25 protein-coding genes and 1 tRNA gene are annotated in these 24,791 nt (G+C 64.0%); 15 read left to right on the forward strand and 11 right to left on the reverse strand.

From position 1 onward, the window contains the following. Nucleotides 1–82 precede the first annotated feature (82 nt). A complete protein-coding gene (locus LPZ50_RS06160) occupies nucleotides 83–1,378 on the forward strand; it encodes an RsmB/NOP family class I SAM-dependent RNA methyltransferase (protein WP_419195569.1) in 1,296 nt (431 codons plus the stop codon). Here the strand turns inward: LPZ50_RS06160 and LPZ50_RS06165 are convergent. Continuing rightward, nucleotides 1,375–1,674 carry a hypothetical protein gene (locus tag LPZ50_RS06165; RefSeq protein WP_230658894.1) on the reverse strand — a complete coding sequence of 100 codons (300 nt, stop codon included), beginning with the start codon at nucleotides 1,672–1,674 and terminating at the stop codon, nucleotides 1,375–1,377. The genes LPZ50_RS06160 and LPZ50_RS06165 overlap by 4 nt on opposite strands. 390 nt (nucleotides 1,675–2,064) lie before the next feature. Here LPZ50_RS06165 and LPZ50_RS06170 point away from each other — a divergent pair, with 390 nt between their 5' ends. The 3 genes from LPZ50_RS06170 to LPZ50_RS06180 are packed head-to-tail and all read left to right on the forward strand — an operon-like array spanning nucleotide 2,065 to nucleotide 5,818. Next, a complete protein-coding gene (locus LPZ50_RS06170; protein WP_230658896.1) occupies nucleotides 2,065–3,252 on the forward strand; it encodes a fatty acid desaturase in 1,188 nt (395 codons plus the stop codon). After that, nucleotides 3,249–5,507 carry a UvrD-helicase domain-containing protein gene (locus LPZ50_RS06175; RefSeq protein ID WP_230658898.1) on the forward strand — a complete coding sequence of 753 codons (2,259 nt, stop codon included), beginning with the start codon at nucleotides 3,249–3,251 and terminating at the stop codon, nucleotides 5,505–5,507. The genes LPZ50_RS06170 and LPZ50_RS06175 overlap by 4 nt, the downstream gene beginning before the upstream one ends. 5 nt (nucleotides 5,508–5,512) lie before the next feature. After that, the gene (locus LPZ50_RS06180) at nucleotides 5,513–5,818 is read left to right on the forward strand and encodes a chorismate mutase (protein ID WP_230658900.1); all 306 of its coding nucleotides are present in this window, start codon (nucleotides 5,513–5,515) and stop codon (nucleotides 5,816–5,818) included. Nucleotides 5,819–5,830: 12 nt separating this feature from the next. Here LPZ50_RS06180 and LPZ50_RS06185 read toward each other — a convergent pair whose 3' ends face one another. The 3 genes from LPZ50_RS06185 to LPZ50_RS06195 are packed head-to-tail and all read right to left on the reverse strand — an operon-like array spanning nucleotide 5,831 to nucleotide 7,891. Continuing rightward, complete coding sequence (locus LPZ50_RS06185) at nucleotides 5,831–6,145, reverse strand: non-heme iron oxygenase ferredoxin subunit (protein WP_230658902.1); 315 nt, start codon at nucleotides 6,143–6,145, stop codon at nucleotides 5,831–5,833. A gap of 25 nt (nucleotides 6,146–6,170) precedes the next feature. Beyond that, a complete protein-coding gene (locus LPZ50_RS06190; protein WP_230658904.1) occupies nucleotides 6,171–6,644 on the reverse strand; it encodes an aromatic-ring-hydroxylating dioxygenase subunit beta in 474 nt (157 codons plus the stop codon). 2 nt (nucleotides 6,645–6,646) lie between these two features. Further along, nucleotides 6,647–7,891 (reverse strand): aromatic ring-hydroxylating dioxygenase subunit alpha, encoded by a 1,245-nt coding sequence (locus LPZ50_RS06195; RefSeq protein ID WP_230658906.1) that lies wholly within the window; start codon nucleotides 7,889–7,891, stop codon nucleotides 6,647–6,649. A 113-nt stretch (nucleotides 7,892–8,004) separates the two neighbouring features. Here LPZ50_RS06195 and LPZ50_RS06200 point away from each other — a divergent pair, with 113 nt between their 5' ends. Next, the gene (locus LPZ50_RS06200) at nucleotides 8,005–8,913 is read left to right on the forward strand and encodes a LysR family transcriptional regulator (RefSeq protein ID WP_230658908.1); all 909 of its coding nucleotides are present in this window, start codon (nucleotides 8,005–8,007) and stop codon (nucleotides 8,911–8,913) included. A gap of 19 nt (nucleotides 8,914–8,932) precedes the next feature. Here LPZ50_RS06200 and LPZ50_RS06205 read toward each other — a convergent pair whose 3' ends face one another. The 5 genes from LPZ50_RS06205 to dapC are packed head-to-tail and all read right to left on the reverse strand — an operon-like array spanning nucleotide 8,933 to nucleotide 14,974. Then, nucleotides 8,933–10,870, reverse strand: a complete 1,938-nt coding sequence (locus tag LPZ50_RS06205) for an ABC-F family ATP-binding cassette domain-containing protein (RefSeq protein ID WP_230658910.1) — start codon at nucleotides 10,868–10,870, stop codon at nucleotides 8,933–8,935. Then, entirely contained in the window at nucleotides 10,867–11,775 is a 909-nt protein-coding gene (prmB, locus tag LPZ50_RS06210; RefSeq protein WP_230658912.1) for a 50S ribosomal protein L3 N(5)-glutamine methyltransferase, read from the reverse strand. Before prmB ends, LPZ50_RS06205 begins: the two co-directional genes overlap by 4 nt. A gap of 10 nt (nucleotides 11,776–11,785) precedes the next feature. Then, on the reverse strand, nucleotides 11,786–12,928 hold the full coding sequence (gene dapE / locus LPZ50_RS06215; RefSeq protein ID WP_230658914.1) for a succinyl-diaminopimelate desuccinylase: 1,143 nt from the start codon (nucleotides 12,926–12,928) through the stop codon (nucleotides 11,786–11,788). Next, entirely contained in the window at nucleotides 12,928–13,749 is an 822-nt protein-coding gene (gene dapD, locus LPZ50_RS06220) for a 2,3,4,5-tetrahydropyridine-2,6-dicarboxylate N-succinyltransferase (protein ID WP_230658916.1), read from the reverse strand. Before dapD ends, dapE begins: the two co-directional genes overlap by 1 nt. A gap of 28 nt (nucleotides 13,750–13,777) precedes the next feature. Further along, entirely contained in the window at nucleotides 13,778–14,974 is a 1,197-nt protein-coding gene (gene dapC, locus LPZ50_RS06225; RefSeq protein WP_230658918.1) for a succinyldiaminopimelate transaminase, read from the reverse strand. 45 nt (nucleotides 14,975–15,019) lie between these two features. On the opposite strand from dapC, the gene LPZ50_RS06230 reads away from it, so the two are divergent. Both LPZ50_RS06230 and LPZ50_RS06235 read left to right on the forward strand, forming a co-directional pair. After that, nucleotides 15,020–15,106, forward strand: a tRNA-Leu gene (locus LPZ50_RS06230). Between the two features lie 53 nt (nucleotides 15,107–15,159). Beyond that, complete coding sequence (locus tag LPZ50_RS06235) at nucleotides 15,160–15,462, forward strand: hypothetical protein (protein WP_230658920.1); 303 nt, start codon at nucleotides 15,160–15,162, stop codon at nucleotides 15,460–15,462. Between the two features lie 16 nt (nucleotides 15,463–15,478). Here the strand turns inward: LPZ50_RS06235 and LPZ50_RS06240 are convergent, their stop codons facing one another. Continuing rightward, nucleotides 15,479–15,763, reverse strand: coding sequence for a DUF2513 domain-containing protein (locus tag LPZ50_RS06240; RefSeq protein ID WP_230658922.1), 285 nt, complete (start codon nucleotides 15,761–15,763; stop codon nucleotides 15,479–15,481). Between the two features lie 125 nt (nucleotides 15,764–15,888). Between LPZ50_RS06240 and LPZ50_RS06245 the strand changes: the two genes are divergently transcribed. From LPZ50_RS06245 to lon, 8 genes are all read left to right on the forward strand, one after another. After that, nucleotides 15,889–16,224, forward strand: coding sequence for a hypothetical protein (locus LPZ50_RS06245; RefSeq protein ID WP_230658924.1), 336 nt, complete (start codon nucleotides 15,889–15,891; stop codon nucleotides 16,222–16,224). A gap of 252 nt (nucleotides 16,225–16,476) precedes the next feature. Then, nucleotides 16,477–16,680, forward strand: coding sequence for a cold-shock protein (locus LPZ50_RS06250; protein ID WP_230658926.1), 204 nt, complete (start codon nucleotides 16,477–16,479; stop codon nucleotides 16,678–16,680). A 267-nt stretch (nucleotides 16,681–16,947) separates the two neighbouring features. Further along, nucleotides 16,948–17,154, forward strand: a complete 207-nt coding sequence (locus LPZ50_RS06255; RefSeq protein WP_230658928.1) for a cold-shock protein — start codon at nucleotides 16,948–16,950, stop codon at nucleotides 17,152–17,154. 231 nt (nucleotides 17,155–17,385) lie between these two features. After that, nucleotides 17,386–18,141 carry a M48 family metalloprotease gene (locus LPZ50_RS06260; RefSeq protein ID WP_230658930.1) on the forward strand — a complete coding sequence of 252 codons (756 nt, stop codon included), beginning with the start codon at nucleotides 17,386–17,388 and terminating at the stop codon, nucleotides 18,139–18,141. A gap of 137 nt (nucleotides 18,142–18,278) precedes the next feature. Beyond that, the gene (gene tig, locus LPZ50_RS06265; protein ID WP_230658932.1) at nucleotides 18,279–19,589 is read left to right on the forward strand and encodes a trigger factor; all 1,311 of its coding nucleotides are present in this window, start codon (nucleotides 18,279–18,281) and stop codon (nucleotides 19,587–19,589) included. A gap of 2 nt (nucleotides 19,590–19,591) precedes the next feature. Beyond that, on the forward strand, nucleotides 19,592–20,245 hold the full coding sequence (gene clpP, locus LPZ50_RS06270; protein ID WP_230658934.1) for an ATP-dependent Clp endopeptidase proteolytic subunit ClpP: 654 nt from the start codon (nucleotides 19,592–19,594) through the stop codon (nucleotides 20,243–20,245). Nucleotides 20,246–20,354: 109 nt separating this feature from the next. Beyond that, a complete protein-coding gene (clpX, locus tag LPZ50_RS06275) occupies nucleotides 20,355–21,653 on the forward strand; it encodes an ATP-dependent Clp protease ATP-binding subunit ClpX (protein ID WP_230658936.1) in 1,299 nt (432 codons plus the stop codon). Nucleotides 21,654–21,828: 175 nt separating this feature from the next. After that, nucleotides 21,829–24,285, forward strand: coding sequence for an endopeptidase La (gene lon / locus LPZ50_RS06280; protein WP_230658938.1), 2,457 nt, complete (start codon nucleotides 21,829–21,831; stop codon nucleotides 24,283–24,285). Nucleotides 24,286–24,371: 86 nt separating this feature from the next. Here the strand turns inward: lon and lexA are convergent. Then, on the reverse strand, nucleotides 24,372–24,791 hold a 420-nt coding region (gene lexA, locus LPZ50_RS06285), incomplete at its 5' end, for a transcriptional repressor LexA (protein WP_230658940.1).

The raw sequence follows: 24,791 nt of genomic DNA on the forward strand, positions 1-24,791 counted from the left end.
CGCGCGCCGCCCGGCGACGGGCAAGCCGGCCAATGCGCCGCGCACGCCGCCCGCCCTGATCCGCATCTACCAAGTGCAAAGAGTGCTAGGCGAGATCCTGCAATGGACGTACCCGGCCGATGCCACGCTGTCGCACTGGCTGCGCGCCCATCCCGCGCTGGGCGCGCGCGACCGCGCCGAAGTCGCCGAGGCCGTCTATGACGTGCTGCGCCATTTGCGCCGCTACCGCCAGTTATCGGAAAGCGGTGTCGGCCCCGCCTCGCGCCGGCTGGCCATCCTGGGCCTGGCCAGCACGCTGGGAGCGGCGGCGCTGCGCGACGGGCTGGACCCTGTCGAAGGCGAATGGCTGCAACGGGTTGGCAATATTGACCCGGCCACCTTGCCGCGCGCCGTGCGCACCAGCATGCCCGACTGGCTCGATGAACGCCTGGGCCGCCTGGCCGATCCCGACACCCTGATGGCGGCGCTGAACCGCCCGGCCCCCCTGGACCTGCGTGTGAACCCGCTGAAGGCCGAGCGCGACGCCGTCGTGGCGGCCCTGGGCAACAGCCCGGCGGCGCGCTACGATCCTCAGCCCACTCCGCACTCGCCCTGGGGCATCCGGCTGGCCGGGCGCCCGGCGGTAAACCGCTGGCCGCAGTTCGAGAACGGCAGCCTGGAAGTGCAGGACGAAGGCAGCCAGTTGCTGGCCTTGCTGGTGGGGCCGAAGCGCGGCGAGATGATCATCGACTTCTGCGCCGGCGCCGGCGGCAAGGCCCTGCTGCTGGGGGCCTTGATGCGTTCCACCGGCCGCCTGTATGCGTTCGACGTCTCGGCCGCCCGCCTGGCTCGCGCCAAGCCGCGTTTCGCCCGCAGCGGCTTGTCCAACGTGGTGCCCGTGGCCATCGACAGCGAGAACGACACCCGCGTCAAGCGCCTGGCCGGCAAGGCGCAGCGCGTGCTGGTGGATGCGCCGTGCAGCGGCATCGGCACCTTGCGCCGTAACCCCGACCTGAAATGGCGCCAGCATCCCGACGCGCTGGCCGAACTGGGCGAGCTGCAAGCGCGCATCCTGCATAGCGCGGCGCGCTGCGTGGCGCCGGGCGGCCGCCTGGTGTACGCCACGTGCAGCCTGCTGGCCGAAGAAAACGAGGTGCAGGCACAGCGATTCCTGGATTCGCACCCTGATTTCGAGTTGATCGATGGGGCCGCGCTGCTGGCCAACCGGTGTCCCGAGTTGCAACTGGACGGCCCGTACGTGCAACTTCGGCCCGATGTGCATGGCACGGATGGCTTCTTCGCGGCCGTGTTCGAACGCAAGAAAGCCGCGGCCCGGGTGGATAAAGCCGAAATCCAGGCCGGCGTCGCCGAGGCACTCGCCGAAGATCCGGCTGCCTAGCGGGCCGGGCGGGAAGGCAGCACGGTGATTTGCGCGCTCGCGGGGTGGGTGCCGGCGCCGCGTTGCTGATAGCGGACCTCCCAGGCCAGGGTGTCACTGCCCGGTGCGAGGGCGCGGTACCGCACCTGGGCCACGGGCACGGTCATGGGCCCGCAGCGGCCCGTCTGCACCGGCATTTGTTGCACAAGCACGACAGTGGCGCGGCCCAGCCGCGGGGGCGCGGTAATGCGCACGGTAGGCGCGCGCAGCGCCACGCAGCCGGCCTGGCGGATTTCGTAATAGCGAGCCAGTTCCAAGTCTTGCCCCACTGGTACCGACGTGCTTACTCCGGCCGTCGCGGCGCTTGAAACACCCAGACACAGTAATAAAAGGGGGCGGATTGCCACGAAAGAGGGCGTCGGTATCATCGGAAAAGCAGTCAGGTCGGATGGGGCGGACAGCCGCCGGGAAAACGCCAGCTTGTCAGCCGAAATGTAGCAAAACGTATAATGCCCTGGATATCCGCGGCGAACCGCTCCATTTATGCCAGTATGTCCATGGTGCCTCAAAGCGCATCGCGGCGGCCCCGAAAAAGCCGCTTAGTCCTTGATTTGTCATTGAAAACTATTTTGAAACCACGCTGTCATAAGCAAACCAGGTAGGCTAAACTGCCTGCCGTTATTCAAGCGAGGCTCGAAAAAAGCTTTATGGATCAATTCCTTTCCTTCCTTTCCGGGGGCTTGGCCCAAGCCACCTGGTGGCAGATCGTCCTGTTCACGCTGGCCGTCACGCACGTCACCATCGTGTCGGTCACGGTCTTCCTGCACCGTAGCCAAGCGCACCGCGGCCTGGATCTGCATCCGGCCGTCATGCACTTCTTCCGGTTCTGGCTCTGGATGACCACGGGCATGGTCACCAAGGAATGGGTTGCCATCCATCGCAAGCACCATGCCAAGTGCGAAAAAGAGGGCGACCCCCACTCGCCCATGCTGTTCGGCGTATGGAAAGTACTGTTCCGCGGTGCCGAGCTGTACCGCCTGGAATCCAACAACAAGGAAACCATGGCCAAGTTCGGCCACGGCACCCCCGACGACTGGCTCGAGCGCAATGTGTACTCGAAGCACAGCCTGCTGGGCGTGATGATCATGCTGGCCATCGACGTGGCCCTTTTCGGCGCCATCGGCCTGACGGTCTGGGCGGTGCAAATGGCCTGGATCCCCTTCTGGGCGGCCGGCGTGGTCAATGGTATCGGCCACTACTGGGGCTACCGCAACTACAACAGCCCGGACACCAGCACGAACGTGTTCCCCTGGGGCATCGTCATTGGCGGCGAAGAACTGCACAACAACCACCATGCCCATGGCACGTCGGCCAAGTTCTCGGCCAAGTGGTATGAGTTCGACATCGGCTGGGGCTATATCAGCGTGCTGAAGTTCTTCGGCCTGGCCAAGGTCAAGAAGGTGGCGCCCAAGCTGAAGCTGCAGTCCAGCGCCAAGGCCATCGACCTCAGCACCCTGCATGGCGTCATCACGCACCGCTACGAAGTCATGGCCCGCTACGCCGACATCGTCAAGACCACCGTGCGCGAAGAACTTGGCAAGATCAAGCCCAGCCAGGATGCCTCGCCCCTGCACCGCGTCAGCCGCTGGCTGCATCGCAACGAAGACGTGCTGCAGCCCGAGCAACGCGCCGAGGTCGACCAGGCCATCGCGCAGAACCAGTCCCTGTCCACGCTGGTGCAAATGCGCCGCGAACTGGGCCGTCTGTGGGAAAGCTCCAGCGCCAGCAGCGAGCAACTGTTGCACGATCTGCAGGCCTGGTGCCAGCGCGCCCAGCAAAGCGGCATCGCCGGGCTCGAGCAATTCGCCCTACGCCTGAGCCGCTACGCGGCATGATGCTAGAGCAGCTCAACCCTGAACAACGCGCCGCTGTAACGCTCGAACCGCAGCATGCCCTGGTACTGGCCGGGGCTGGCAGCGGCAAGACCCGGGTACTCACCACCCGCATGGCCTGGCTGATTCAAACCGGCCAGGCCAGTCCTTTTGGGCTGCTGGCCGTCACCTTTACCAACAAGGCGGCGCGCGAGATGCTGGCGCGCATGTCGGCCATGCTGCCGATCGATACGCGCGGCCTCTGGATAGGCACCTTCCACGGCCTGTGCAACCGCATGCTGCGCGCGCATCACCGCGATGCGGGCCTGCCCCAGACCTTCCAGATTCTCGATACCACCGACCAGTTGGCCGCTATCAAGCGGTTGCTGAAGGCCAATGGCATCGATGATGAAAAGTACCCGCCGCGCGATGTGCAGCGCTTCATCAACGGCGCCAAGGAAGATGGCCAGCGCCCCGGCGACCTGGAAGCCCACGACAGCCACCGCCGGCGCCTGATCGAGATCTACCAGCTGTACGAAGCACAGTGCCAGCGCGAAGGCGTGGTCGACTTCGCCGAATTGCTGCTGCGCGCCCACGAATTGCTGGTGCGCAATGCGCCGGTGCGCGAACACTACCAGCGCCGCTTCCGGCATATCCTGGTCGACGAATTCCAGGACACCAACACGCTGCAGTACAAATGGCTGAAGCTGCTGGCCGAGGGCGGGGCGGCGGTATTCGCGGTGGGCGACGACGATCAGTCCATCTACGCTTTCCGCGGCGCCAACGTGGGCAACATGGCCGATTTCGAACGCGACTACGCACGCGGCACGGTCATCCGGCTGGAACAGAATTACCGCTCGTACGGGCATATCCTGGATTCGGCCAACGCCCTCATCGGCCACAACAGCGGCCGCCTGGGCAAGAATCTGTGGACCGAGCAGGGCGAAGGCGAACCGGTGCGCGTCATCGAACAGCCGTCCGACGGCATCGAGGCGCAATGGGTGGTGGACGAAGTGCGCTCGCTCATCAACGAAGGCAGCCTGCGCCGCGAAATTGCCGTGCTGTATCGCAGCAACGCGCAATCGCGCGTGATCGAGCATGCCTTGTTTTCCGCCGGCATTCCCTACAAGGTATATGGCGGGTTGCGCTTTTTCGAACGCCAGGAAATCAAGCATGCCCTGGCGTATCTGCGCCTGATGGCCAATCCGCAGGACGATACTTCGTGGATGCGGGTGGTGAACTTCCCCACCCGCGGCATCGGTGCTCGCACGCTCGAGCAGTTGACCGATGCGGCGCGCGAACAGGACTCCAGCCTGTTCCAGGCGGTGGCCCGCGTGGCCGGCAAGGGTGGTGCCAACCTGGCCCAGTTTGCCCAGTTGATCGGCCGCATGGCCCACGACACGCGCGACCTGCCGCTGCCGGAACTGGTGGAACACATGCTCGAGGCCAGCGGCCTGGCGGCGCACTACAAGACCGAACGCGAAGGCGCCGAGCGTCTCGAGAACCTGAACGAACTCATTACCGCTGCCGCGGTATTCAGTTCGGAAGAAAATTACGATGGCCTGCCGGCGGGCCAGGTTCCCGACCTGGGCGCCGATGTGCCGCCCGACGGCCTGACACCATTGGCGGGGTTTCTGGCGCATGCGGCCCTCGAGGCGGGCGACAATCAGGCCCAGGCCGGGCAAGATGCCGTGCAGTTGATGACGGTGCACGCGGCCAAGGGGCTGGAGTTCGACGCGGTATTCATCACCGGCCTGGAAGAGGGCCTGTTTCCACACGAGAACAGCATCCTCGAGCCATCTGGCCTGGAAGAAGAGCGCCGCCTGATGTACGTGGCCATCACGCGCGCCCGCCAGCGGCTGTATCTCAGCCTGGCGCAAAGCCGCATGCTGCACGGCCAGACCCGTTATGCCATGCGTTCGCGGTTTCTGGATGAAATCCCCGAACAGCACTTGAAGTGGCTGACGCCGCGCGCGGGCACCCAGCACGCGCATACGGGTTTCGGCGAATCGGCCGCGTATGGCCGCGGCGACGCCTTCGGCCGCCGCTCCACCGGCGCCATCGCCCCGCGCGCCCCGCGTGGGGTGGCCAGCGGGGTCACCGTGGGCGATAGGCAGTATCGTATCGGGCAGGGGGTGCGGCATGCGCGCTTCGGCGACGGCACCATCATCGGGTTGAGCGGCGCCGGCCAGGACGCGCAGGCGCAGATCCAATTCCGCGACGTAGGCGCCAAGACACTGGCGCTGGGCATCGCCAAGCTGGACATCATCCAGGGGTAGGCATCATGGGCAGCAACGACGACACGCAGTCCGAACTCGCGGCACTACGCGCCGAGATCGACGAAATCGACCAGCAGATCATGCTGCTGCTGGGCGTGCGCTTCCGGTGTTCCGACATGATAGGCGAGCTGAAACAGGCCCACGGACTGGACCCCGCCGATCCGGAACGCAGGGCGCAGCAAGTCGAACGCATCCGGCACCTGGCCATCGATGCCGGCGTGCCGCCCGACCTGGCCGCTACCATTCTGCGCGCCATCATCGACACGGTGGTCGACCACCAGCGCCTGCAGCGCGAGCGGCCGTATTCCTGATCCGGGCCGTCCTTAAAACTGCACGTACACCATTCCGTCTTCGATCTTGACGGGATAACTGCGGATATCCTCTTTCAATGGCGCGCACAGTGCCTTGCCGGTGCGCACGTCGAATCGTCCCTGATGCAGCGGGCATTCGATTTCATGGCCTTCCAGGAAGCCATCGCAAAGCCGGGCCAGGCCGTGCGTACAGAGATTGTCGGTGGCGTATACCGAAGCGCCCACGGCATACAAGGCGATTTCGCGGTCGCCGGTGGAATAGGGCGTTACGTCGTCGACGGCCAATTCCTCTTGCGGCAGGGTCTTGGTCCAGCGGATGTCAGTCATGGGAAGAGTCCTTGCAGCGCCGGCGTCACAAAGGGTAGATGAGCGAGTTCGGCACCAGTTCGCTGTCGAATACACACAGCCGGCTGGCGAATTTCAAGCCGTCAGGCGTACGCTCGATCACGTCCAGGTAGCGGCCCACGTTGAATACCGTGGTGGGCTGGCTGGGCTTGGTGCGAAACACGGCATAGTTTGCCTCGGCTTCGATCCGGCCGCCGTCCACCGCCCGTATGCGCGGGGCGCCCACTATGTGGCGCTGGTAGTAGGGGTCGTGGAAAATGGTCTCGCTGATGGCATAGACGCGGTCCTGCAGCATGCCCTTGCTTTCGAAGGCCAGCGTGGCCAGCGGAAAACCGCGCTCGTGGTTCTCGCGCGGCACAATGCGGTACACGCAGTCGTCGGTGAAAAAATCCGGCCATTGCTGCCACTGGCCCGAGTCCAGCGCGGCGGCATAATCGGCGTGCAGCCGGGCCACGTCATGGTATGTCTGGAAGTCGATCATGCTCAGGCCTCCATGATGCGGCGCCAGTAGTTGTACATGCCGCGTATCAGGGTCTCGGTGACCATGTGGTCGGTATTCTCCACGGTACGTCCTCCCAATTCCGCCACCGCGCGGTGCCGCGGTTTCTGCGCGAATCCTGATTGGGACAGCTCGATCACTTCGCCGTCGTCGGCCGATACGAATCCGGCCGGTCCGAACAGATTTGCCTGACGCAGCCGCCGGCGTGTCATCTCGGGGCTGTCCTCGGCAAAGCCGAAATGGGTCCAGACGAAATCGAAAGCGTCCTGCCCCACCGGCTGGATATGGCGGGTCGATAGCGAGTTCACCTGCTGCTGAATGATCAGACTGGGGAACAGTGTCATCAGCACCGCGGTGGGGCCTTTCCACCAGTCCTCCGGCACGATGTCCAGAAAACGGTCGTCGTTGAGCTGCATCTGCTCCTTGAAGCTGCCCACCCCCTGGGTCACCGAGCCCTTGCCGCCCTGGCCGCGCGTGGAAATCATGGCGGCGTGACGGAAATGAGAATCCATCTTCAGTTCGGATCGGTTATCGGCGCGCCACAGGCCGAACGTGACGAACCAGGTGTGCAACAAGCCGGGATGGTAGGGGTCCTTGATGTTTTCCTGCATCAGCTTCCAGTTGCCCGGAATGCGCTGGCGGCTGTAGCCGTGCACGATCAGCTCCCGGCCATCAAATACGCGGTCGAAATAATGCAGGATGTCAGCGCCCAGGAAAGTCTCCAGCGGCTCGACCTCATGATCGAACGATGCAAAGACGACGCCGTGCCTACAGGACACGGCCAACTGATTCAAGCCGTGGTCGGCGGTGCTGAAGTCCGGCGGCATGCCGCCCTGGACCCGTCCATCCTGCTTGACGCCGCGGCGCAGGGGCACGCCGATCAGCTTGCCCTGCAAATCGTAGTTCCACTGGTGGTACGGGCACACGAACTCGGTAACACGGCCGGCGCGTTCCCGGCAGAACTGCACGCCCCGGTGGGCGCACACGTTTTCCAGCACACGCACAGTGCCTTCCGTATCACGTACCAGGATGACCGAACGTTCACCTATCGCGGTGCGCTTGAAGTCTCCCGGCTGAGGGATCTCGGCTTCCAGGCCGACATAATTCCAGTGCCCGCGATAGAAAAAGCGCTCCATCTCGCGCGGGTGCAGCGCCGGATCCGTGTAGACGCCAAACGGAATGCGGCTGGATCCCGCGTCCGGCCAGGCCGGCAGGGGGCAGTCTTGCATGATGTCTCTCCAGGGTTCTGATATTTATCCGGCCATCATCGTGCGCATACTCAAATTAATAAATAGAATCTGATGAATAAATAACATCACCAAGATCAATAGTGGTGGAGATCATGAACCTGAAAGACGTAGACCTGAACCTGCTGGTGGTCTTCGACGAGTTGCTCAAGCACGGCAGTGTCTCGGCCGCCGCCGCCAGCCTCGGGGTGTCCCAGCCCGGGGTCAGCAACGCCCTGACACGGCTGCGGCGCTTGCTGGGCGACGATCTTTTCCTGCGCACGTCGCGCGGCATGGTGCCCACGCCTTATGCGCAGGCCCTGGCCGAACCCCTGGCGGCGGCGCTGGATGCCATTCGCGATACCCTGAACGCGCGCACGGCTTTCGACCCCGCGGTCAGCCAGCGGGGCTTTGTCATCGGTGTCAGCGACGTCGGCGAGGCTTATTTCCTGCCCCGGCTGATGCGGCATCTGTCCGAGGCGGCCCCCGGCATTACCATCCGCACCGCCCGCACGACCTCGCTGGATATCAAAGATGAAATGGAGCGCGGCCGCATCGACCTGGCCATGGGGTTCCTGCCCACCCTAAAAAGCGGCTTCTTCCAGCGCCGGCTGTTTCGCCAGCCCTATGTCTGTTTGCTCAGGCGCGGACACCCGCTGGCGCGGGGCAGCATCTCGCTGCGTCAATTCCGGGCGGCCGAGCATGTCGCCATCCTGGCCGAAGGAACCGGGCATGGCGTGGTGGATGACGTCATGCAGCGCGTAAATGTGCCGCGCCGCGTGCGGCTTACGGTACCGCATTTCATGGCGGTGGGGCCGGTGCTGCACAGCACCGACATGATCGCGGTAGTGCCACGTCGCTTCGCCGACTGTGTCTGCGAGCCGTTCGGCCTGGTTGCGGCGGCGTGTCCCGTCAAGATTCCGGAGTCCGTCATCAACGCGTTCTGGCACGCCCGCAACCACCGCGAGGCGGCCAATCAGTGGCTGCGGCAGACTGTCTGCGACGTATTCGGCGATCCGGCGTAGCGGGCCTGGCGCCGGCCCTTTATCCCGCTTGCTGGATTTCTTCCAGGGCTTCCTGCAGTTCCAGCCAACGCTCTTCCAGCCCTTGCATGCGCTTGTCCAGTTCGCCGTGCTCGGCCATGACGCGCTGGCGTTCGGCGCGCCGCTCGTCCGAATAAAGGCCCGCATCGGCGATCGTCTCGTCCAGCTTCTGCAGCGCCGCGCGGACCTTGTCCATGTCGCGCTCGACCTTGGATAACTCGGTTTCCAGCGGTTTGCGCAGGGTGGCCAGCCGCTGGCGCTGTTCGGCGTCGGCCCGGCGCTGCGCCTTGCGGTTCACGGTTTCACCGGCGCCCGAGGCCTCGCGCGCCACGGCGGCGTCGGCGGCCCGTTCCTCGGCATTGCGGGCATTCAGCCAGTCCCGGTAGTCTTCCAGGTCGCCGTCGAACTCGCGCACGACGCCGTCGGCCACGATCCAGAAGCTGTCCACCGTGGTGCGCAGTAGATGCCGGTCGTGCGACACCAGCAGCATGCTGCCGGCGAATTCGGCCAGCGCGGCGGCCAGCGCCTCGCGGGTTTCCACATCCAGGTGGTTGCTGGGTTCGTCCAGCAGCAACAGGTTGGGTTTTTGCCAGACAATCAGGGAAAGCGCCAGGCGCGCTTTTTCGCCGCCGGACATCGGCCCCACTTTGCCGTTGACCGTGTCGCCCGAGAAACCGAATCCGCCCAGGTAGTTGCGCAACTCTTGTTCACGCGCCTCGGGAGCCAGCCGCGCCAGGTGTTCCAGCGGTGTGCCGTCCAGATCCAGCATATCGAGCTGATGCTGATGGAAATACCCGATGGCCAGGCCGCGCGACTCACGGCGCTCGCCGGCCTGCACCGGCAATTCCTCGGCCAGGGTCTTGATCAGCGTGCTCTTGCCCGCGCCATTGGCGCCCAGCACGCCCACCCGGGCGCCGGCGCGCACCATCAGCGTCAGGTCTTTCAAGATGGAAACCGGCTGTCCGTTGGCGTCCGCATAGCCCGCGGCCACTTTTTCCAGGACCAGCAAGGGGTCTGGTGTGTGTTCGGGCGAGGGGATGCGGATATCGATACCCGCTTCGGCATGCAGCGGGGCCAGCGCCTCCATGCGGGCCAGGGCCTTGACGCGGCTCTGGGCCTGCTTGGCTTTCGAGGCCTTGGCCTTGAAACGATCGATGAAACCTTGCAAACGCGCGGTTTCCCGGGCCTGGCGTTCGTGCGCAATACTGGCCTGGCGCAAGCGTTCGGCCCGCTGGGTCAGGAAATCCTGGTAACCCCCCCGATAGCGGATCAGCTTGCCATGGTCGAAATGCAGGATGTTGCGCGCGACCGCGTCCAGGAACTCGGTGTCGTGGGAAATCAGCAGGACGGTGCCGGAGTAGGCGGCCAGCCACTTTTCCAGCCACAGCATGGCGTCCAGATCCAGGTGGTTGGTCGGTTCGTCCAGCAACAGCAGTTCCGATGGCGCCATCAGGGCGCGCGCCAGTGCCAGGCGCATGCGCCAGCCGCCCGAGAAACTGGCTACCGGGTTCATCCATTCGTCGGGCGCGAAGCCCAGGCCCGCCAGCAATTGTTCCGCGCGCGAGTTCGCGCTCCAGACCCCGGCTTCGGCCAGTGCCGCCTCGAGCTCGGCGATACGGGTGCCTTGCTCGTCGGGCACGACGGCGCGCTCTGCCTGCAAGGCACGCAACTGCGTGTCTCCGTCGATCACGAATTCGCGGGCAGGGAGGCCGTCCGCGGCGATTTCCTGCTGCACGCTGGCGATGCGCCAGCCCGCTGGCACATCCAGCGACCCTGCATCCTGGTCCAGCGCACCGGTCAAGAGCGCAAACAGGGATGATTTCCCAGCGCCATTCTTGCCCACGAACCCGACCCGCTCGCCGGGGTTCACCACGAATTCCGCGCCATCGAGCAGCACCTTGGTGCCGCGGCGCAGGGTCAATCCAGAAGCGCGTATCACGGGGCGGTTGTATCCTGGGCCAGTTGCTCGCGGGTCAACAGCAGTATCTGGTCGCTGGCGGCCTCGGTGTCCAGCCATACGGGGTGCAGGTGGGGGAAAGCCGCCTCGAAGTGCGCGCGCTCGTGGCCGATTTCCAGGATCAGTACGCCCTGGGCGGACAAATACCGCGGCGCTGCGGCCAGAATGCGCCGCACCAGGTCCATGCCATCCGCGCCGCCCGCCAGCGCCAGGCCGGGCTCATGCCGGTACTCGTCGGGCAGGGCGGCCATGGACGCGCTGTTCACATAGGGCGGGTTGCATACGACCACATCATATTCGCGGGCCGGCAACTGATCGAACAAGTCGCTTTGGTGCAGCGCCAGGCGGTCTTGCAGGCCGTAATCGGCCACGTTGCGGCGCGCCACCTGCAGGGCCTCGGAGGATACATCCACCGCGTCGACCTGAGCATCCGGAAACGCCAGCGCCGTCAGAATGGCCAGGCAGCCCGACCCCGTGCACATGTCCAGGGCGGCCTGTACCGATTCGGGTTCTACCCATGGCGACAGGCTTTGTTCCAGCAGTTCTGCAATGGGTGACCGCGGCACGATGACGCGGGGGTCTACATAGAAGCGATGGCCGCACAGCCATGCCTCTTGTGTCAGGTAGGCGGCCGGCAGGCGTTCGGTGGCGCGCCGGTCGATCAGGTCCAGCACGCGCTCACGCTCGTCGGGCAGCACGCGCGCATCCAGGAAGGGATCGAGGGTGTCCAGCGGCAGGTGCAGGGCGTGCAGCACCAGGTAGACGGTTTCGTCCCAGGCGTTGTCGCTGCCGTGGCCCAGGGCAACGCCGGCTTCGCGCAGGCGCGATACGCCGTAGCGGATCAAGTCGCGCAGCGTCGATAGTTCTGATCGGGAAGATGAAGGCATACAGGTCGGGTCAGCGGGGCAGCAGCAGGTTTTCGAGCGTGCGCCGGTATATGTTCTTCAACGGCGCCAGCGTCGCCAGTTCCACTCGTTCGTTCACCTTGTGGATGGTGGCGTTGCAGGGGCCGAATTCGATCACCTGCGGGCAGATTTTCGCAATAAAGCGTCCGTCGGAGGTGCCGCCCGTGGTGGACAGCTCGGCCTGCACGCCGGTCTCGGCGCGGATGGCGTCCACCAGGGCATCGGTCAGGGGGCCGCGCGGGGTCAGGAAAGGTTCGCCGCCCAGTTCCCAGTCCAGCTCGTATTCCAGGCCGTGCTTGTCCAGCATGGCGTGCACGCGCTGCTTCAGGCTGTCGGGCGTGCTGGCGGTGGAAAAGCGGAAGTTGAACAGCACCACGGCTTCGCCTGGCACCACGTTGGTGGCGCCGGTGCCGGCGCGCAGGTTGGACACCTGGAAGGTCGTGGGCGGGAAATACTCATTACCCTGGTCCCATTCGGTCGATGCGATCTCGGCCAGGGCGGGGGCCAGTTGGTGCACGGGGTTGCGCGCCAGGTGCGGATACGCCACATGGCCCTGGATACCCTTGACCGTCAGCCGGCCCGACAGCGAGCCGCGCCGGCCGTTCTTGCAGGTATCGCCCAGCACATCGCCCGAGGTCGGCTCGCCCACGATGCAGTAGTCCAGCTGTTCGCCGCGTGCCTGCAGTTCGTTGCAGACGATCACCGTGCCGTCGACGGCGGGGCCTTCTTCGTCCGAGGTGATCAGCAGGCCGATCGAGCCCGGGTGGCCGGGGTGTGCCGCCACGAATTCCTCGGCCGCCACCACGAAGGCGGCGATCGAGCTTTTCATGTCGGCCGCGCCGCGCCCATACAGATAGCCATCGCGCTCGGTGGGCACGAAGGGGTCGCTGTCCCATTTCTCGCGCGGGCCCGGCGGCACGACGTCGGTATGGCCGGCGAAGATGGCCAGCGGCCCGCTGGTGCCGCGGCGGGCCCACAGGTTCGTGACGCCGCCGCGGGCAATGGTCTCGCAGCGAAAACCGACCTGTTCCAGGCGTTGCGCCAGCAGCATCTGGCAGTCGACGTCGTCCGGGGTGACCGAGGGGCGGGCGATCAGCTCGCGCACCAGCGCGAGCACGGGGCTATCTGCAGTCATCAGGCCCTCAGCAGATCGTTGATGCTGGTCTTGGCGCGTGTTTGCGCATCGACCCGCTTGACGATCACGGCGCACGCCAGGCTGTGCGAACCGTCTTCGGACGGCAGCGAGCCCGGCACTACTACCGAGCCCGACGGCACGCGGCCGTAGGTAACCTTGCCCGTGGCACGGTCGAAGATCTTGGTGCTTTGCGACAGGAACACGCCCATGGCCAGCACCGAGTTTTCCTCGACCACCACGCCTTCCACCACTTCCGAGCGGGCGCCGATGAAGCAGTTGTCTTCGATGATGGTGGGATTGGCCTGCAGGGGCTCCAGCACGCCGCCGATGCCTACGCCGCCCGAAAGGTGCACGTTCTTGCCGATCTGCGCGCATGAACCCACCGTGGCCCAGGTGTCGACCATGGTGCCTTCGTCCACGTAGGCGCCGATGTTCACGTACGAGGGCATCAGCACGACATTGCGGGCGATGAAGGCGCCGCGGCGGGCCACCGCCGGCGGCACGACGCGGTAGCCGCCATGCTTGAAGGCGCTGTCGCCGTACTCGGCGAACTTCAGCGGCACCTTGTCGTAGAACTGCAGCGGGGCTTGCCCCATGATAGCGTTGTCTTGCAGTCGGAACGACAGCAGTACGGCCTTCTTGATCCATTGATGCACGATCCAGCCGGCGTCGGTTTTCTCGGCGACGCGCAGGCGGCCCAGGTCCAGGGCGGCGATGGTTTGTTCCACCGCTTCGCGCACTTCGCTGCTGGCGTCGACAGGCGACAGGTTAGCCCGGTTTTCCCAGGCGTTTTCGATAGTGGTTTGCAGGTCGAGAGTCATGACGGCTCGGCTATTCAAGAAGGGTTGATCAAAGCGTGGTTCGGGCAAACTGGGAAATACGCGTGGCGGCTTCGACGCATTGCGCCACAGGCGCCACCAGCGCAATACGGATGCGGCCGTGGCCGGGGTTGATTCCTTGCGCTTCGCGCGCCAGGAAGCTGCCGGGCAGCACGGTGACGCCGGTGCGGGCGTACAGGTCGCGGGCATAGACTGTATCCGAGCCGGGCACCGCCACCCACAAGTAGAACGATGCCTGGGGCATGGCCACATCCAGCACCGGCTGCAGCAAGGGTACGACGGCCGCGAATTTTTCGCGGTATAGCTGGCGATTGTCGCGCACATGGGCTTCGTCGTTCCAGGCGGCGGTGCTGGCCGCCGACACAATGGGGCTCATGGCGCTGCCATGGTAGGTACGGTACAGCAGAAAGCGCGCCATCAATGCGGCGTCTCCCGCCACGAAGCCCGAGCGCAGGCCGGGCACGTTCGAGCGCTTGGACAGGCTGGAGAACACCACCAGGTTCTTGTAGTCGTCGCGCCCCAGGCGACGCGCAGCCTGCAGGGCGCCCAAGGGGGGATCGCCCTCGTCGAAGTAGATTTCCGAATAGCACTCGTCGGCGGCGATGGCGAAACCGTGGCGGTCAGACAATTCGAACAGCAGGCGCCAGTCTTCCAGGGGCATGACATTGCCGGCGGGGTTGCCCGGTGAACATACGAACACCAGTTGCGTGCGCTGCCAGACGCCAGGCGGCACGCCTTGCCAGTCGCAGCCGAAGTCGCGCGCCGGATCCGCGTTTACGTAGTAGGGCTCGGCGCCCGCGAGCAAAGCCGCGCCCTCGTAGATCTGGTAGAACGGATTGGGGCACACCACCAGCGGCCGGTTGGCCGCGTCGACAACCGTTTGCGCAAAGGCGAACAGCGCCTCGCGCGACCCCAATACCGGCAGAACCTGCGTGTCGGCATCGGGTGCCGGAATGCTGTAGCGCCGCGCCAGCCATTGCGAAATGGCGGCGCGCAAGGCCGGGTCGCCCTTGGTGGCCGGGTACACCGACAGCCCCGCCATGCTGCCTTGCAGGGCCTGGGCCACGCAGGCGGGCGAGGCGTGCTTGGGCTCGCCGATCGACAAGTCGATGGGCGTCAGGCCGGCGGGCAGGGGGGCGGCGGATTCCAGCAGCGCCCGCAATTTGCTGAAGGGATAGGGGTGCAGGGCATCAAGGCGCGAGTTCATGGCGCAAGATTTTAGCAAGCAAGCTACAATACCGGGCTTGGCTTTGCGAAGGTGGCGAAATTGGTAGACGCACCAGGTTTAGGTCCTGACGCCGTAACAGGTGTGCGGGTTCGAGTCCCGCCCTTCGCACCAATCCACTGCCGGCCCGCCTGAGGCGGGCCGGCTCCATCCGCCAGGCCCCCACGTTGCAGCATTTCGAATACCTATTCTGGGCCATGGCCGTCGTCGTGCTGGCCGCCCTGGCCGGCGGCGCCTGGTTTGGCCGCTGCGCCACCACGGGCCGCAGCCTGGCGGGCGTGGCCGGGTTGTCGCTGGCTATTCTGGCGGCGGTGGCCGTGCTGGCCAGCCGTGCCGGGTTGGGCGATATCGTTCCCTTGCTGGCCGTGGCGGCTTTCCTGTTTTCGCTGGTAATCGGCGCGGCCGCAACCCTGGTGTCGCGCAAAGTCCGCCGGCGCCTGGCCAGCCGCCCGGGTCACCGCGCGGGCTGATGCGGCCTCGGGCCGCTCAATCGTCCTCGCCTTCATCGTCCTCCTGCTGGTCCAGCGCGTCATGGCCGTTCCAGGTCAGGCGCCAGGCGCCGTTGTCCAGGCTGCCGTCGCGGGCCGCCACCTGCGCGATCAGGCCGGCATCGGCGAGTATCTCCAGGTGGTGTGCAATCACCGCCGCCGAGGGCGTGTCCGGCATGCTGGTCTGTATCGCGGTTTCGATGTCCGCGCGTCCCAGGCTGGCGGCCTCGGCATCGCGCAATTCGCTCAAAATCGTTACCACCAAGTCGAAATCGCGCCGCATGTGGAGCTCCTATCATGAGTTCAGCCCACACCATACCGCAGAACCATTATCTGTTTCGCGCGCGCATGCGTGGACTGTTATAGTCGCCTCCCGCGCTTCACTCGCATCACAGAAAAGGGCTCTCCATGGACATCATCAGTCGCCAAATCGCCGAAATCGCTGGCGGAGTCGCCCTGGAAACCACGTTGGACGGCCAGTGCATCGATGCGTACGTCGTTACCGGTGTTTCGGATCTGGAGGCCATCGCCGACATTGTGCCGCACGAGAAGGTCGATGCTGGCGCCGAAATCCACGTTACCGTGGTGGACGCCATTGACGTGGCACAAGACCAAATCGATCAGGTGCTTGAAAACATGAATCCGGGCGACGTCGCCGTTTTTCTGTGCGGCGATGACGATGCCTACAATGCGGCGCTCGATCTGCTGGGCCTGCCCGTAGAAGGCCCTGACTCCAAGGCGTGACCGCTTAATGGTTGAATGGTTCCCGTGCCAACCGGGCGCAGTTGCGCTTTGTTGCATTATTGGCACGTATTTTTGAGGATTATGTTGACTTGTGAGGGGAACCTAACGATAGTGACGGCACACGATCTCAAGCGTTGCGATTTTCGTTCAGTGCAGTGCCTTTTCCGGCCAGAGTTATTGTTCTACTGTCCCCTCCTTGACTGATTCGTGACCCCCGGGCATTTTGCCCAAATTATCTCTAGGAAATACAGTATGGAAACCGGCGTTGTTAAGTGGTTCAACTCGGAAAAAGGCTACGGCTTCATTACCCCGGAAGCGGGCGGCAAGGATCTGTTCGCGCACTTCTCGGAAATCCAGGCCAACGGCTTCAAGTCGCTGGAAGAAAACCAGCGCGTCAGCTTCGTGACGGCGAATGGCCCCAAGGGTCCGCAAGCCACGAAGATCAACGTGCTGTAAGCGCCTGGCGCTTTGAAAAAGCCCCTTCGGGGGCTTTTTTATTGCCTGCCGCACAAAAACGGGGCCGCAGCGGATCGGGCGGCTGGAACGTCTCTGCGCCACTTAAGGTTTGACGTTTTTCGAGATTCCCCCATACACTGGGCTGGCGAGATTTTCAAGCGACGCGGTCGTCACACCTGTTGCCGTTACTGGTACCCAGTTGCCTCCCATCCTTGATCATCTGGCTCCCCCGCGATCAATCGCTACTCGAAGGTGAAGGACACATTCATGGCAACAGGCATAGTCAAGTGGTTCAACGCCGAAAAGGGCTACGGTTTCATCACTCCCGATGACGGCAGCAAAGACCTTTTCGCGCATTACTCCGAAATCAACAGCGAAGGCTACAAGTCGCTGCAGGAAAACCAGCGCGTGTCGTTTGACGTAGGGCAGGGCCCCAAGGGCCCCAGCGCCAAGAACATCAAAGTCACGGCCTGATACCACTTCGGGTGGTTTCGTCCGATTCGGCCCCCGCCGGCCTGGCGCCGACGGGGGCTTTTTGTCGCATGAAAGCGGCAAATCGTCCAAGAAAATGTAAACAAATTTGGCGTTTGCTATTTTATGTATGAAAGACGAGGCAATTGACGGACATACATGGAATCTGCATACGGCCGTGTATAGAATCTTCGCGCCCGCTTACACCGAGCGGATCTCCGGAGATAACAGAACATGAATATCCGTCATGGCGTCGCAACCGTTGCCCTGGTAATGGCCCCTTATTCCGCGTCCCACGCGCTGGACATCGGCGGGCTGATCAGCGCCGGCAGCAAGGCGGTGCAGGCCGCTACTCTCAGCGATGCCGAGATCAAGACCTTGTCCGACCAGGCGTGCGCGGCATCCGACAAAGAGTCCAAACTGGCCAAGCCCGGCAGCAAATATGACGCCCGCCTGCAGAAGCTGGCCAAGCCCCTGGGCGGCTCGCTGAACGGGCAGCGCCCCAACTTCAAGGTCTACATGGCTTCTGACGTCAACGCCTGGGCCATGGCCAACGGTTGCATCCGCGTCTACAGCGGCCTGATGGACATGATGACCGACGACGAGCTGCAGGGCGTCATCGGCCACGAAATGGGCCACGTGGCGCTGGGGCATTCCAAGAAAGCCATGCAGACCGCCTACACCGTGTCGGCGGCGCGCGATGCCGCGGCGGCGGCGGGCGGCAACACCGTTGCCGCGCTCAGCGCCTCGCAACTGGGCGACCTGACGGAGAAATTCGTCAATGCCCAGTTCTCGCAGTCGCAGGAAAGCTCGGCCGACGACTACGCCTTCGACCTGCTGAAGGCCAAGAAGCTGAATACCCGCGGCCTGGTAACGGCATTTGAAAAGCTGGCCAAGCTCGACGGCGGGCAGAGCGACATGATGAGCTCCCACCCATCCTCCAGCAAGCGCGCCAAGCATATGGAAGAGCGCATCGCGGCCGGAAAGTAGCACTGCGCGGGGCGGCCTGGGTGCCGCGCTCTCGGGGACTTCCCGGAGGCCGGCACCCCGCCCGCGCAGAGGGCTTGAACTTTCCGGTAAAATGCGCTGTTTACCCGTTCGTTCACCCAATTTCTCGGAAAATTTTGATGCAGCCTGTGGTTGAAACCCTATCTGGTCTGGAACGCCGCGTGGATCTGGCGGTTTCGGTGGCCGACGTCGAAAAGGAAGTCCAGGCGCAGCTGAAGCGCGTTGCCCGCACTGCCAAGGTGCCCGGGTTCCGTCCCGGCAAGGCCCCGCTGGCCATGCTCGAACGTAGCCACGGCCCCGGCATCCGCTACGACGTCATCAACGGCCAGGTGGGCCGTGCCTTTGAACAGGCCGTCGACGGCGCCAAGCTGCGCGTGGCCGGTGCGCCCACGCTTGAACCCAAGACCGACGGCATCGCCGACGATACGCTGGCCTTTACCGCCACCTTCGAGGTTTATCCCGAAGTTGCCGTGCCCGACCTGGCCGGCCTGGCCGTCACGCGCTACGCCACCGATGTCACCGATGCCGAAGTCCAGCAAACGCTCGACGTGCTGCGCAAGCAGCGCGCCAACTTCGAGGCGCGCGAAGGCCGTGCCGCCGAAGACGGCGACCGCGTCACGCTCGATTTCGCCGGCACCATCGACGGCGTGCCTTTCGAAGGCGGCAAGGCCGAAAACTTCCCCTTCGTGCTGGGCCAGGGCCGCATGCTGCCCGAATTCGAAACCGCGGCCAAAGGCCTGAAGGCGGGTGAAACCAAGGTGTTCCCGCTGACGTTCCCTGACGATTACCAGGGCAAGGAAGTCGCCGGCAAAACCGCCGAATTCACCATCACCGTGAAGGAAGTCGCCGAGGGCGTGCTGCCCGAGGTCGATGGCGAATTTGCCAAGTCGCTCGGCCAGGCCGAAGGCGACGTCGAAAAACTCAAGGCCGACATCCGCACCAACATCGAGCGCGAAGTCAAGGCGCGTTCGCAAGGCCGCACCAAGGCCAGCGTCATGGACGCCCTGGTCGACGCCGGCAAGTTCGACGTGCCCAAGTCCCTGGTTGACGGCGACGTGCAGAACCGTGTGCAGGCCGCCCGCGAAGAACTGAAGCAACGCGGCATTCCCAATGCCGAATCCGTGCCCATTCCCGCCGAAGCCTTCACCACCGAATCCGAGCGCCGCGTGCGCCTGGGCCTGTTGGTGTCCGAGCTGGTCAAGCAGGCGCAACTGCAGGCCAAGCCCGAGCAAGTGCGCGCCCGCATCGAAGAGTTCGCGCAAAACTACGAACAGCCCGCCCAGGTGGTCAGCTACTATCTCACCGACCGCCAGCGTCGCGCTGAAATCGAAGCCATCGTGCTCGAGGACAACGTGGTGCAGCACGTGCTCGACAAAGCCAAGGTCACCGAAGAGCAAGTACCTTTCGATCAGCTGATGGGGATGGCGTAAGCATGCAGCGTTTCACCGATTTCTATGCGGCAATGCACGGCGGGGCCTCGGTCACGCCGACTGGCCTGGGGTACATCCCCATGGTCATCGAGCAGTCTGGGCGCGGCGAGCGCGCCTACGACATCTATTCGCGCCTGCTGCGCGAGCGCCTGGTTTTCCTGGTTGGCCCGGTCAACGACAACACGGCCAACCTGATCGTGGCGCAATTGCTGTTCCTGGAATCGGAGAATCCCGACAAGGACATCTCGCTGTACATCAACTCGCCGGGCGGGTCCGTGTACGCCGGGATGGCCATTTTCGACACCATGCAGTTCGTCAAGCCCGATATTTCCACGCTGTGCACGGGCCTGGCCGCCAGCATGGGCGCCTTCCTGCTCGCGGCGGGCAAGAAGGGCAAGCGTTTCACGCTGCCGAATTCGCGCATCATGATTCACCAGCCGTCCGGCGGCGCCCAGGGGCAGGCCTCCGACATCCAGATCCAGGCCCGCGAAATCCTCGATCTGCGCGAGCGCCTGAACCGCATCCTGGCCGAGAACACCGGCCAGCCCGTCGAACGCATCGCCGTGGACACAGAGCGCGACAACTTCATGGCGGCCGAAGATGCGGTATCGTATGGTCTGGTGGACAAGGTTCTCGCTTCCCGCTCCGAGGTTTAGGCGTTAAGAACCCCCTTGGGGCCTTTGCGGTGCCGTCACGTCCGAGTAAGCGTTGAGTGCGCCTTCCGATCATCGGCGGGCGCATTCTCACCAGAGATACGAAATACATATGCCTGACAAAAAGGGATCGGCCGACGCAAAAGTGCTGCATTGCTCGTTCTGCAACAAGAGCCAGCACGAGGTCCGCAAGCTGATCGCAGGGCCGTCGGTGTTCATCTGCGATGAATGCATCGACCTCTGCAACGACATCATTCGCGAAGAAGCGCAGGCAACGGCGCGCGCGGCCATTCGGTCCGAGCTGCCCACGCCCACCGAAATAAAGACTTTCCTGGATCAATACGTCATCGGCCAGACGCTGCCCAAGCGCATGCTGGCGGTGGCGGTTTACAACCATTACAAGCGGATCCGCCACGGCGAGATCAAGGGCGACGAGGTCGAACTCTCGAAAAGCAACATCATGCTCATCGGCCCCACCGGGTCGGGCAAGACGCTGCTGGCTCAAACCCTGGCGCGCATGCTCAACGTGCCCTTCGTCATGGCCGATGCCACTACGCTTACCGAGGCCGGCTACGTAGGCGAAGACGTCGAAAACATCATCCAGAAGTTGCTGCAGAACTGCAACTACGAGGTCGACAAGGCGCAGCGCGCCATCATCTATATCGACGAAATCGACAAGATCTCGCGCAAGTCCGACAATCCGTCCATCACCCGCGACGTGTCCGGTGAAGGGGTGCAGCAGGCCTTGCTGAAACTCATCGAGGGCACGGTTGCATCGGTACCCCCGCAGGGCGGCCGCAAGCACCCCAACCAGGACTTCGTCCAGGTCGACACCACCAACATCCTGTTCATCGTGGGCGGTGCCTTCGATGGCCTGGAAAAAGTCATCCGCGACCGCACCGAAAAATCCGGCATCGGCTTTTCGGCATCCGTGCGGGCCAAGTCCGAACGCGGGGTGGGTGAACTGTTCAGTGAAGTCGAGCCCGAAGACTTGATCAAGTTCGGCCTGATCCCCGAACTGGTGGGCCGCCTGCCCGTGGTTGCCACGCTCGACGAACTCGACGAGGCCGCGTTGGTGCAGATCCTGACCGAGCCCAAGAACTCCTTGATCAAGCAGTTCCAGAAGCTGTTTGCCATGGAAGGCGCCGAGCTCGACGTGCGCCCGGGCGCCCTGAAGGCAATCGCGCGCAAGGCGCTCAAGCGCAAGACCGGTGCACGGGGCCTGCGCTCCATCATCGAGGCAGCATTGCTCGACACCATGTACGACCTGCCGTCCCAGGGCAACGTCAGCCGCGTGGTGCTGGATGAAAACGTCATCGACAGCGACGGCAAGCCGCTGCTGATCTACGCCGATGAAGCGGCCGTGCCCGACAAGCCGGCGCGGAACCAGGTGCGCGGCGCAGCCGCCTGAAAACAAGGCAAAAAAACCCGTTCTGTAACGGGTTTTTTTGCCTCTGGGCTTGCTCCGTACGCCCGCCGCTTGAATTTTCGGCTATCGTTCCCATATCAGACGTAACCGATACGGATAAATGGGTCACTCCCCGCATCCCGTCCCCGATACGCCGAGACTTACCAAGGAATCCTTTATGTCTGCCAGCCAGACCCTGCCTTCAGAACCCATCGAGCTGCCGCTGTTGCCGCTGCGTGATGTGGTGGTGTTCCCGCACATGGTCATTCCGCTGTTCGTCGGCCGTCCGCGCTCCATCAAGGCGCTGGAAGTGGCCATGGAGGCGGGCAAGAGCATCATGCTGGTGGCGCAGAAATCCGCCGGCAAAGACGACCCCACTCCCGAAGACGTTTACGAAATCGGCTGCGTGGCGGGCATTCTGCAAATGCTGAAATTGCCGGACGGCACCGTGAAGGTGCTGGTGGAAGGCACGCAGCGCGCCCGCATCGACAGCATCGACGATGCCGAATCGCACTTCGTCTGCCAGGTTACGCCGGTGGCCCCCGATGCCGTCCAGGGCTCCGAAACCGAGGCCCTGCGGCGGGCGATCGTTGCGCAGTTCGAGCAATACGTCAAGCTGAACAAGAAAATCCCGCCCGAGATCCTGACCTCCCTGGCGGGCATCGACGACGCCGGCCGCTTGGCCGATACCATCGCCGCGCACCTGCCGCTCAAGCTTGAGCAGAAGCAGAAAATGCTCGAGATCCTGGGCACTTCCGAACGCCTGGAAGGCCTGCTCACGCAGCTGGAAACCGAAATCGATATTCTCCAGGTCGAGAAGCGCATTCGCGGCCGCGTCAAGAAGCAAATGGAGAAAAGCCAGCGCGACTACTATCTGAATGAACAGGTCAAGGCCATTCAGAAAGAGCTGGGCGAGGGCGAAGAGGGCGCCGACATCGAAGAGCTCGAAAAGAAGATCATTGCCGCGCACATGCCCAAAGAGGCGCGCAAGAAGGCCGATGCCGAGCTCAAGAAGCTCAAGCTCATGTCGCCCATGTCCGCCGAGGCTACGGTGGTACGCAATTACATCGATACGCTCATCAATCTTCCCTGGAAGAAAAAGAGCAAGATCAACAACTCCATCGGCAACGCCGAATCGGTGCTGGACGACGACCACTATGGCCTGGAGAAGGTCAAGGAACGCATTCTCGAATACCTGGCGGTGCAGCAGCGCGTCGACAAGGTCAAGGCGCCCATCCTGTGCCTGGTGGGGCCCCCGGGCGTGGGCAAAACCTCGCTGGGGCAATCCATTGCGCGCGCCACGAACCGCAAGTTCGTGCGCATGGCGCTGGGCGGCGTGCGCGACGAGGCCGAAATCCGCGGCCACCGCCGCACCTATATCGGTTCCATGCCGGGCAAGATCCTGCAGAACATGAGCAAGGTAGGGGTGCGCAACCCCTTGTTCCTGCTCGACGAAATAGACAAGCTGGGCATGGATTTCCGCGGCGACCCGTCGTCGGCCTTGCTCGAAGTGCTCGACCCCGAACAGAACCACACCTTCCAGGATCACTACATCGAGGTCGATTTCGACCTGTCGGACGTGATGTTCGTGGCAACCAGCAACACGCTGAACATTCCGCCGGCGCTGCTCGACCGCATGGAAGTCATCCGCCTGTCGGGCTACACGGAAGATGAAAAAATCCACATCGCCCGCGACCATCTGCTGCCCAAGCTGATGAAGAACAACGGCGTGAAGGAAGCCGAGCTGACAGTGGACGATTCGGCCTTGCGCGACATCGTGCGCTACTACACCCGCGAGGCCGGAGTGCGCGCGCTGGAACGCGAAGTGGGCAAGATCTGCCGCAAGGTCGTCAAGGAACTCCTGGCCCAGGCCGACAAGGCCAAGGCCGAAGGCAAGGCGGTGCAGGCCGGCCAGCCGGTCCATGTAGATGCCGACAACCTCGACCATTATCTGGGCGTGCGGCGCTACACCTTTGGCATGGCCGAAAAGGAAAACCAGATCGGGCAGGTAACCGGCCTGGCCTGGACGGAAGTGGGCGGCGACCTGCTCACCATCGAAGTGGCCGATATGCCCGGTAAAGGCACGATCCAGCGCACCGGATCGCTGGGCGACGTCATGAAAGAATCGGTCGAGGCGGCCCGTACCGTGGTGCGCTCGCGCGCCCAGCGCCTGGGTTTCGCCGACAGCGTGTTCGAAAAGCACGACATGCACGTCCACGTGCCGGAAGGTGCCACGCCGAAAGACGGCCCATCAGCCGGTATCGCCATTACCACCGCCATGGTGTCGGCCTTGTCGCGCATTCCGGTGCGCGCCGATGTCGCCATGACGGGTGAAATCACGCTGCGCGGCGAAGTGCTGCCTATCGGCGGGCTGAAGGAAAAGTTGCTGGCCGCGCATCGTGGCGGCATCAAGACGGTGCTGATCCCCGAGGAAAACGTCAAAGACCTGGCCGAGATTCCGGACAACGTCAAGAACCACCTGGAGATCGTGCCGGTACGCTGGATAGACAAGGTGCTGGAAATGGCGCTGCAGCGCATGCCCGACCCCTTGGCTGAAGACGAGGCGGTGAAGGAAGCGCTGGTGGCCAAGCCGGCCGAGGCCGGTTCGGCCACCGATCCGGTGTTCAAGCACTGATACGGCTTGGCCGGCCAATGGCAAAAAGGGGGCGTCATTGCGACGCCCCTTTTGTTATGCCGTGGATGTTCCGGCTTGCACGGCCCCTAGTGCAGGGGCTGGGTGCGGATCAGGCCGACGGCGATGCCTTCCAGTGCGAATTCCTGGGTATCGTCGACCAGGATGGGGGAGAAATCGGGGTTTTCGGGTAGAAGCTCGATGCGCCCCTGCTGGCGCTGCAGGCGCTTGACGGTGACTTCGTCGCCCAGGCGGGCGACCACGATCTGGCCATTGCGGGCATCGGCGGCGCGCTTGACGGCCAGCAGATCGCCTTCAAGAATGCCGGCGTCGCGCATGCTCATGCCGCGTACCTTCAGCAGGTAGTCGGGTGTTTGCGCGAACAGGCCGGGGTCGACCCCGACTTCGCGTTCCACGTGCTCGGCTGCCAGGATGGGGCTGCCCGCGGCCACGCGGCCCACCAGGGGCAGCAGCAGGCGGCCCATGGCGTCGACCAGGCCGGCCATGGC

Source organism: Bordetella petrii, assembly GCF_020991325.1.
Classification (GTDB): Bacteria; Pseudomonadota; Gammaproteobacteria; order Burkholderiales; family Burkholderiaceae_B; genus Bordetella_A; species Bordetella_A petrii_E.

Coding starts and splice junctions, on each gene's coding strand:
- clpP (WP_230658934.1), top strand. CDS start 19,592: ATGCAGCGTTTCACCGATTTCTATGCGGCAATGCACGGCGGGGCCTCG.
- LPZ50_RS06245 (WP_230658924.1), top strand. CDS start 15,889: ATGGACATCATCAGTCGCCAAATCGCCGAAATCGCTGGCGGAGTCGCC.
- LPZ50_RS06260 (WP_230658930.1), top strand. CDS start 17,386: ATGAATATCCGTCATGGCGTCGCAACCGTTGCCCTGGTAATGGCCCCT.
- LPZ50_RS06185 (WP_230658902.1), bottom strand. CDS start 6,145: ATGACTGACATCCGCTGGACCAAGACCCTGCCGCAAGAGGAATTGGCC.
- LPZ50_RS06180 (WP_230658900.1), top strand. CDS start 5,513: ATGGGCAGCAACGACGACACGCAGTCCGAACTCGCGGCACTACGCGCC.
- LPZ50_RS06200 (WP_230658908.1), top strand. CDS start 8,005: ATGAACCTGAAAGACGTAGACCTGAACCTGCTGGTGGTCTTCGACGAG.
- LPZ50_RS06255 (WP_230658928.1), top strand. CDS start 16,948: ATGGCAACAGGCATAGTCAAGTGGTTCAACGCCGAAAAGGGCTACGGT.
- LPZ50_RS06190 (WP_230658904.1), bottom strand. CDS start 6,644: ATGATCGACTTCCAGACATACCATGACGTGGCCCGGCTGCACGCCGAT.
- prmB (WP_230658912.1), bottom strand. CDS start 11,775: ATGCCTTCATCTTCCCGATCAGAACTATCGACGCTGCGCGACTTGATC.
- tig (WP_230658932.1), top strand. CDS start 18,279: ATGCAGCCTGTGGTTGAAACCCTATCTGGTCTGGAACGCCGCGTGGAT.
- LPZ50_RS06195 (WP_230658906.1), bottom strand. CDS start 7,891: ATGCAAGACTGCCCCCTGCCGGCCTGGCCGGACGCGGGATCCAGCCGC.
- LPZ50_RS06250 (WP_230658926.1), top strand. CDS start 16,477: ATGGAAACCGGCGTTGTTAAGTGGTTCAACTCGGAAAAAGGCTACGGC.
- dapC (WP_230658918.1), bottom strand. CDS start 14,974: ATGAACTCGCGCCTTGATGCCCTGCACCCCTATCCCTTCAGCAAATTG.
- lon (WP_230658938.1), top strand. CDS start 21,829: ATGTCTGCCAGCCAGACCCTGCCTTCAGAACCCATCGAGCTGCCGCTG.
- dapD (WP_230658916.1), bottom strand. CDS start 13,749: ATGACTCTCGACCTGCAAACCACTATCGAAAACGCCTGGGAAAACCGG.
- LPZ50_RS06240 (WP_230658922.1), bottom strand. CDS start 15,763: ATGCGGCGCGATTTCGACTTGGTGGTAACGATTTTGAGCGAATTGCGC.
- LPZ50_RS06170 (WP_230658896.1), top strand. CDS start 2,065: ATGGATCAATTCCTTTCCTTCCTTTCCGGGGGCTTGGCCCAAGCCACC.
- LPZ50_RS06175 (WP_230658898.1), top strand. CDS start 3,249: ATGATGCTAGAGCAGCTCAACCCTGAACAACGCGCCGCTGTAACGCTC.
- clpX (WP_230658936.1), top strand. CDS start 20,355: ATGCCTGACAAAAAGGGATCGGCCGACGCAAAAGTGCTGCATTGCTCG.
- dapE (WP_230658914.1), bottom strand. CDS start 12,928: ATGACTGCAGATAGCCCCGTGCTCGCGCTGGTGCGCGAGCTGATCGCC.